This window comes from Microbispora sp. NPDC049633, from assembly GCF_040675265.1.
Lineage (GTDB): Bacteria > Actinomycetota > Actinomycetes > Streptosporangiales > Streptosporangiaceae > Microbispora > Microbispora maris.
This window is the reverse complement of sequence record NZ_JBFAOO010000279.1, coordinates 1-7,501: the sequence shown is the minus strand read 5'-3', so window position 1 is coordinate 7,501 and position 7,501 is coordinate 1. Positions and strand designations below refer to the sequence as shown.

The 7,501-nt window shown below is 72.8% G+C and carries 8 protein-coding genes and 2 pseudogenes; 3 read left to right on the top strand and 7 right to left on the bottom strand.

Annotation, left to right across the window (positions count from 1 at the left end; genetic code table 11):
* The 4 genes and pseudogenes from AB0J39_RS36645 to AB0J39_RS36630 form a co-directional block, all read right to left on the bottom strand.
* Positions 1–298 (bottom strand): annotated as a pseudogene (locus tag AB0J39_RS36645) (amino acid ABC transporter permease); the annotation flags it as partial.
* Positions 295–939 carry an amino acid ABC transporter permease gene (locus AB0J39_RS36640; RefSeq protein ID WP_363473292.1) on the bottom strand — a complete coding sequence of 215 codons (645 nt, stop codon included), beginning with the start codon at positions 937–939 and terminating at the stop codon, positions 295–297. The pseudogene AB0J39_RS36645 and the gene AB0J39_RS36640, both read right to left, overlap by 4 nt.
* A complete protein-coding gene (locus AB0J39_RS36635) occupies positions 939–1,868 on the bottom strand; it encodes a glutamate ABC transporter substrate-binding protein (RefSeq protein WP_363473290.1) in 930 nt (309 codons plus the stop codon). Before AB0J39_RS36635 ends, AB0J39_RS36640 begins: the two co-directional genes overlap by 1 nt.
* Positions 1,869–1,890: 22 nt before the next feature.
* Entirely contained in the window at positions 1,891–2,619 is a 729-nt protein-coding gene (locus AB0J39_RS36630) for an amino acid ABC transporter ATP-binding protein (protein ID WP_363473288.1), read from the bottom strand.
* 104 nt (positions 2,620–2,723) lie between these two features.
* On the opposite strand from AB0J39_RS36630, the gene AB0J39_RS36625 reads away from it, so the two are divergent.
* The 3 genes from AB0J39_RS36625 to cpt are packed head-to-tail and all read left to right on the top strand — an operon-like array spanning position 2,724 to position 5,141.
* Positions 2,724–3,866, top strand: coding sequence for an ROK family protein (locus AB0J39_RS36625; RefSeq protein WP_363473286.1), 1,143 nt, complete (start codon positions 2,724–2,726; stop codon positions 3,864–3,866).
* Positions 3,867–3,901: 35 nt separating this feature from the next.
* Positions 3,902–4,582, top strand: a complete 681-nt coding sequence (locus AB0J39_RS36620) for an HAD hydrolase-like protein (protein ID WP_363473284.1) — start codon at positions 3,902–3,904, stop codon at positions 4,580–4,582.
* A 22-nt stretch (positions 4,583–4,604) separates the two neighbouring features.
* Positions 4,605–5,141, top strand: coding sequence for a chloramphenicol phosphotransferase CPT (gene cpt / locus AB0J39_RS36615; RefSeq protein WP_363473282.1), 537 nt, complete (start codon positions 4,605–4,607; stop codon positions 5,139–5,141).
* A 40-nt stretch (positions 5,142–5,181) separates the two neighbouring features.
* Here the strand turns inward: cpt and AB0J39_RS36610 are convergent, their stop codons facing one another.
* From AB0J39_RS36610 to AB0J39_RS36600, 3 genes and pseudogenes are all read right to left on the bottom strand, one after another.
* On the bottom strand, positions 5,182–6,003 hold the full coding sequence (locus tag AB0J39_RS36610; RefSeq protein WP_363473280.1) for an FAD-dependent oxidoreductase: 822 nt from the start codon (positions 6,001–6,003) through the stop codon (positions 5,182–5,184).
* Positions 6,004–6,061: 58 nt separating this feature from the next.
* Positions 6,062–7,009, bottom strand: coding sequence for an RNA polymerase sigma-70 factor (locus AB0J39_RS36605; RefSeq protein WP_363473278.1), 948 nt, complete (start codon positions 7,007–7,009; stop codon positions 6,062–6,064).
* 213 nt (positions 7,010–7,222) lie between these two features.
* Positions 7,223–7,496, bottom strand: a pseudogene (locus AB0J39_RS36600) (glycerol-3-phosphate dehydrogenase C-terminal domain-containing protein); the annotation flags it as partial.
* Positions 7,497–7,501 lie beyond the last annotated feature (5 nt).

Sequence of the window (7,501 nt, the reverse complement as noted above, 5' to 3'; positions counted from 1 at the left end):
GGCGGACGGCTCGGCGCCGCGACAGCCGTCCGAGCGCGAGGGCGATTCCGCCCGCCATCGCGATCGCGGCGGACACGACGGCGGCCAGCGCGGTGGACCACAGCCCGCCCAGCAGGTAGCGCCACATGGGCCAGGTCGCGTACGGCTGCCAGCGCTCGGCGGCGAGCTGCCCGTTGGCCGCGAACTGGCGCACGGCCAGGGCCACCAGGGCGAGCAGCACCAGCACGCCCGCGACGGTGGCGAGGCGGATGCGGCGGCGGGCGCGCGGGCCCGGCTCGTCGAACAGCAGATTGCTCACCGCGCCACCGCCAGCCGCCGTTCGAGCCGCCCGGTGACGAACCCGGCGCAGGCGGCGATCGCGGCGTACGCGAGGCCGGCCCCGACGAAGATCGGGATGGGCTGCGCCTCCAGCAGGTTCACCCGGTTGGCCGCGGCGGTCAGCTCGACCACGCCCACGGCCGCCGCGAGCGAGGTGTTCATCGTGAGCGCGATGAAGATGTTGCCGATCGGCTGCACGACCGTGCGCAGCGCCTGCGGCAGCACGACGTGCCGCAGCGACTGGCCGAACGTCAGCCCCAGCGCCCGGGCGGCCTCGCCCTGGCCCGAGGAGATCGCGTTGACCCCCGAGCGGAGGGCCTCGGCGATGTAGGCGCCCTCGTACAGCGCGATCACCACGATGGCGGTGGTGGTCAGGCCGGCCTTGAGCCCGATCTCGGGCAGGCCGAAGACCGCGAGCACGAGCAGCACGAGCAGCGGGAGGTTCTGCAGGGTCTCGACGTAGACGGTCGCGACCGTGCGCAGCACCGGGACCGGCCCGACCCGCATCGCCACGATCACGAGCCCCACGGCCGCGGCGCCGACGAACGACGCCGCGGTCATCTGGAGGGTCACGACCAGCCCCTGCCAGAACTCGGGCAGGTGATCAAGCAGCGCCGACATCAGGAACCCGGCACCGACCCGATCTCGGGCGGCGTGGGGGCCTCGCCCTGCACGACGGTGCCGAGGGAGTTCTTCCAGATGCCCTGCCAGACCCCGTTGGCCTGGATCTTCTTCAGCCAGTCGTTCACGAACGACTTGAACTGGTCGTCGCCGTGCTTGAGGCCGATGCCGTACGGGTCCTCGGTGAACGGCTTGCTCACGACCTGCAGCTCGGGGTCCTTCTTGGCGTCCGCGACGAGCAGCGTCTCGTCCTGGACGTAGGCGACGCCGCGGTCCTGCTTGAGCGCCTGGACGCACTCCGGGTCGCCGCCGAACGTGATGATCTTCGCCTGCGGCGCGAGCTTCTTGATCGCGGGGATCGCGGGGGTGTTGGCCCCGGCGATGACGGTCTTGCCGTTCAGGTCCTGCGGCGAGGAGATCCCCGTCGTGCCCTTCTTGACCGCGATGGACAGGCCGGAGGAGTAGTACGGCCCGGCGAAGGAGACCTGCTCGGCCCGCTCCGGGGTGATCGTGTAGGTCTGGAAGACCACGTCCACGGTGCCGTTGCTCAGCAGCGCCTCGCGGGTCTCGGACGCCGAGTTGACGATCTTCACCTTCGGCTGCCCGATGATGTACTTGGCCAGGGCCTTGCCGAGATCGGCGTCGAAGCCCTCCACCTCGCCGGTCGCGGGGTTCTGCTGGGACAGCAGCGGCGCGTCGAGCGAGCCCCCGACGATCAGCTCGCCGCGCTGCTTGATCTTCTCCATCGTCGAGCCGGGCAGGATGTCCGCGGCGGCGGCCACCGGCGCGCCGGCGAGCACGCCGCTCCCGCCGCCCTCGCTCGGGGCCGCGCCCGGCACGGCGGAGCTCGCCGAGTCCGTCCCGGCACAGGCCGTCAGGCCGGCCATCGCCACGGCGGCGACAGCGGCCACCCGCTTAATGGACACCATCGGGGTCCACCATCCTTTGCGATCAGTGCGTGAGTACCTTGGCCAGGAAGTCCCTGGCCCGATCGGTGCGGGGCGAGTCGAAGAAGGCGTTCGGCTCTCCCGTCTCGACGATCCGGCCGCCGTCCATGAACACCACGCGGTCGGCCGCGCGGCGCGCGAAGCCCATCTCGTGGGTGACGACGACCATGGTCATGCCGTCGGCGGCCAGGCCCGTCATCACGTCGAGGACCTCGCCGACCATCTCCGGGTCGAGCGCCGAGGTGGGCTCGTCGAAGAGCATGACCTTGGGCCGCATGGCGAGCGCGCGGGCGATGGCGGCACGCTGCTGCTGGCCGCCCGACAGCCGCGCGGGCTGCTTGCCGGCCTGCTCCGCGATGCCGACCCGGGCCAGCAGCTCGTGGGCGGTCCGCTCGGCCTCGGCGCGGCTCACGCCGCGCACCTTCGTCGGCGCGAGCATCACGTTCTCCAGCACGGTCTTGTGCTGGAAGAGGTTGAAGTTCTGGAAGACCATCCCCACGTCGGCCCGCAGCCGGGCCAGCGCGCGGCCCTCCTCGGGCACGGGGACGCCGTCGACGAGGATCTCGCCCGAGTCCGCCGCCTCCAGCCGGTTGAGGCACCGGCACAGCGTCGACTTGCCGGACCCGGAGGGGCCGATCACCACCACGACTTCGCCGCGCGCCACGTCGAGATCGACGTCGTGCAGCACGTGGTGCTCACCGAACCACTTGTTGAGGCCTCGTACCCGAATCATCGCCAACTTCCTTCGAAATCGAAGATAGGCCGGACCGTAATGGATGATTCTGGGCGAAGTCAACGCGATGGCGCAGAAAGTCAAGACGTGGTATTCCTTCCTCCATGCCAGGCAAAGAGAGGTTGCCGGTGCGGGGGGCGCAGGGCGACCTCCTGCGCCTCGTCGCCGCGGGCCACGCCGAATCGCGGGCCGAGCTCGCCCGCCTGTCCGGCCTGGCGGCCTCCAGCGTCTCGCTGCGCGTCGAGGAACTGATCGGCAGCGGGTTGCTGGTGGAGGAGGGCGCGGGCACCTCGCGCGGCGGCCGGCGACCCCGGCGGCTGCGGCTCAGCCCCAGCGCGGGACTGCTCGCGGTCGCCGACCTCGGCGCGCACCACGCGCGGCTCGGCCTCCTCGACCTCAGCGGCACCCCGCTGGTGGTCGAGGAGCGCCCCTGCGACATCCAGGAGGGACCCGAGGCGACCATCGACTGGATGGCCGCCGCGTTCGAGGACCTGCTGGCCGCGCACGGCCCGCCCGGGGTCCCGCTCCGCGGCGTCGGCACCGGCGTTCCCGGGCCCGTCGACCCGGCGACCGGCCGGGTCGTCGCGCCCTCGCGCATGCCCGGCTGGAACAACTTCCCCGTCGCGGAGCGCCTCGCCGCGCACTTCGACCTGCCGGTGCTGGTGGAGAACGACGCCAACCTGATGGCGGCCGGGGAGGCCAGGGCGTGGCCCAAGTGCGAGACGCTGATGGTGCTCAAGGCCGGCAGCGGCATCGGCTGCGGCGTGATCGTGAACGGCGCGCTGCACCGGGGGCGCGGCGCGGCCGGGGACATCAGCCACGTGCGGGTCAGGAGCGACTCGTCGGTCACCTGCTCCTGCGGTCACGACGACTGCCTGGAGGCCTACGCCAGCGGCGCGGCCCTCATGGGCGTGCTGGGCGAGCAGGGCATCGAGGTGCGCCGGCCCGCCGACGTCGTCGCGCTGGTCGAGAACGGGGTGCCCGAGGCCACCGCCCTCGTGCGCAACGCCGGGCGGCTCATCGGCGAGGTGCTCACCGTGCTGGTCAACTTCATCAATCCCGACGCCATCGTGGTCGGGGGCAGCCTGTCGCCGGCCGAGCCGCTGATCGCCTCGATCCGCGCGGCGGTGTACGAGCGGTGCCTGCCGCTGGCCACCCGCGACCTGGAGATCTCCCCCACCCGGTCGGGCCCCGACGCCGCCCTGCTCGGCGCCGGATCCCTGCTGCTCGACGCCGTGCTCGCCTGAGCTCGTTCATCCGACCCCGAAGGGACACCCCGCACGTGACCCGGTACTGCCTCTTCGACCTCGACGGCACGCTGACCGATCCCGAGGCCGGCATCGTCGCCTCGATGCGGCACGCCCTGTCCGCGACCGGGGTCGCGGAGGTGGAGCACGCGCGGCTCCGCGCCATGATCGGCCCTCCGCTCCAGGACGGTTTCCTCCGGCTCGGCGTGCCGCGGGACCGGGTCGCCGACGCGGTCCACGCGTACCGCGAGCGCTACACCGCGGGCGGCATGTACGAGAACGAGGTCATCGCGGGCATCCCCGCCGTGCTGGAGGCGCTCGTCGCCGGCGGCCGGACCCTGGCCGTGGCGACGTCGAAGCCGGCCGTCTACGCCGAGAAGATCCTGGTCCACTTCGGGCTCGACGGCTTCTTCTCGTACGTGGCCGGGGCGACGCTGGACGGGTCCCGGCGGCACAAGGCGGACGTCATCCGCCACGCGCTCGACGTCCTCGGCGCGACGCCCGAGGCGGCCGTCATGATCGGTGACCGCGGAGAGGACGTCGCCGGCGCGGCCGAGTGCGGCGTGCGATGCGTCGCCGTGACATGGGGGTTCGGCGACGCGGCCGAGTTCGCCGCCCCCGGCGTCGTCGCCGTGGTGGACACCCCCGCGCGCCTTCTCGAGGTGCTCACGCGGACCGGCCGGCGTCAGCCGGGAAATGGTGTCGAATTTCCGTGACGGGCCCTCTACCGTGGACGCCGTGACCACTCAGGTGATCGTGCTCAACGGCGGGTCCAGCGCGGGCAAATCCGAGATCGTGCGGCACCTGCAGGCCGTCCTGCCGCGGCCGTGGCTCGCGTTCGGGGTCGATTCGCTCATCGAGGCGATGCCCCGGTCCTTGCAGGGCACGGACGCGGGAGTCGAGTTCGCCCCCGACGGCGGGGTGGACGTCGGGCCGGAGTTCATGGCGCTCCAGGCGGCGTGGATGGAGGGCATCGCGGCGATGGTCCGCGCCGGAGCCCCGGTGATCATCGACGACGTGTTCCTCGGCGCGGCGTGGACCCAGCGACGCTGGCAGCGCGTTCTCGGCGGGCTGGACGTCCTGTGGGTCGGCGTCAAGTGTGACAGCGCGGTCGCCGCCGAGCGTGAGAGGGCCCGCGGGGACCGGGTCCCGGGGATGGCCGCGACGCAGGCGAAGATGGTTCACGAGGGTGTGGTCTACGACCTGGAAGTGGACACCACGCACACCGCGTCCCTGAGGTGCGCGAACATCATCGCTGCTCGTGTGACGCCGTAGGCGTGGGGGTGGCCCGGGCACGCGCCGGGCCACCCGCGCGCTACGCCGGTTCCTTGACGGCCGGGCCCGCCACGCCACGCTGCCGCGTGACGGGACGGCGCCGGGCCGGCAGCCCGGGCGTCGGGTTGGCCACACCCCAGGCGGCGCTCTTGCAGATCAGTTCCTTGTAGACGGCGGCGAGGCGTCCGGTCAGCACCGCCCGCACGGCGCGGTCGTCGGCGGTGACGTACTGGATCAGGCCCTCCTTGCGGCCCAGCGACATGCACTGGTTGAAGTAGCGGATCGACGCGTTCGGGAGCGGGCCGCCGGTCAGGCGTGCCGCGATGGCGTCGGCGGCCTGCCATGCGGTCGGCGTTCCCGAGGCGCAGGACATCCGCAGCGGCTTGTTCCCCGGCCCCATCACCATGGCCGCGTCGCCGATGGCGTACACGTCGGGGTGGGAGACCGAGCGCATGGTCCCGTCGACCACGATCTGTCCGGTGCCGTCGACAGGCGAGAGCCGGTCACCGAGGCCGTCGCGGGCGGCGAGGGCGACGTCGAGGTCCGGGCGGGCCTCGGCGATCTCGGCCGCGGCCTCGATACCGGTGAGGCCGCCGCCGACGACGACCACGGCCTGCCCCTCGGTCAGGCGGGACAGGCGCTCGCGCAGCCGGAGAGCTCCGGCGCGGCCGGCGATCTCGTAGGCGTGCTCGGCCGCCCCGGGGACGCCCTGGGCGTTCCAGCCGCTGCCGAGGGCGTAGACGAGCGTGTCGTAGGTGAGTTCCGCCGTGCCGTTCGCACCGGCGACGGTGACGGTCCTGCGGCCGACGTCGACGCCGGTGACCTTCGCGATCACCACTTCGACGCCGGTGCCCGCGAACATCCCGCTCAGGACCGGCGCTCGAGGTCCTGGCCGGTCGCCAGCTGATGCAAGCGGGCGTTCAGAAGGCTTCGAACAGGGGTTGCCCATGATCGGGGGCCGCCGCCCAGCGCGCGGTCGCCCGTTCGAGCTTGTCGGGGTTGATCTGGCTGCGCAACGCGGCGATGCCCCCGGCGGTGACCTCCAGGCACACGACGCCGACGACCCGGCCGTCGACGACGGCCACGAGGGCGGGCTCGCCGTTGGCGGTCCAGGTGTACACCTCGGGGCTTCCTCCGACCAGGGCGCGCTTGGCGGCGGCGGGTTTGAGCAGACCCCACACGAACTTCGCGACCGCGACGGCGCCCTCGAACGCCTTGGCCCGGGCCGGGACCTTCCCGCCGCCGTCGCCGACCGCGACGGCGTCCTGCGTGAGCAGGCGCACGAGCGACTCGATCCGGCCGTTCCTGGCGGCCGTCAGGAACTCCTCGACGATCCGCCGGGCGGCGGTCCCGTCGATCTCGGTGCGGGCCCTGCCGTCCGCGACGTGCTTCTTGGCGCGATGGAAGATCTGCTGGCAGGCGGCCTCGGTGATGTCGAGGATCTCGGCGATCTCCCGGTGGGGGTAGTCGAAGGCCTCCCGCAGCACGTACACCGCCCGCTCGTTCGGCGACAGGCGCTCCATCAGGGTGAGCACCGCGTATGAGACCGATTCGCGCTGCTCGGCGGTGTCGGCCGGGCCGAGCATCGGGTCCCCCGCGAGCAGAGGCTCGGGGAGCCATTGACCCACGTAGGTCTCGCGGCGTGCCCGGGCGGAGGTGAGCTGGTTGAGGCACAGGTTGGTGAGGACCTTCGTCAGCCACGCCTCGGGGATCTCGACGCGGTCGGCGTCAACCGCCTGCCAGCGCAGGAACGTCTCCTGCACGGCGTCCTCCGCCTCCCCGGCGGAGCCCAGCAGGCGGTAGGCGATGGCCTCCAGGCGCGGCCTGGAGGCTTCGAACCGGTCGACGTCGCGCGCGGTCAAGGTCATGGCCCGATCCTAGATCCCGGTCCTCGCACGGATTACGCCGGCAGGTCCGCCGGCGTGGAGGCGAACCGTGAGTCAGGCCACGTTACGCGCCCGGGCCGCCGCCGCGAGGCGTACGGCGTTGGCCGCGGCGTCGTCCCACTCGCGCTGCGCCGCCAGGTCGGCCTCCACGCCCGAACGGTAGGCGTCGACCTCCGCGCGCGTCCGGTCCTCGTCCCAGCCGAGAGCGGGCGCGATCAGCGCGGCGACCTCGGGGGCCGCCGCGAGCCCGTGGTCCCGCTCCTCGATGAAGACCCGGGTGCGGCGGACCAGGACGTCCTCCAGGTGCAGCGCCCTCGTGCGTGACCGCGTACACCGCCTCGGCCTTGAGGTAGCCCTCCGCCCCCGGGATCGGCTCGCCCAGGCCGGGGTCGGCCTCGATCAGCGCGAGCACCTCCTCGACGCAGAAGCCGTACCGGCCGAGCAGGTGCTCGACGCGCGCGACGGGCAGCCCGG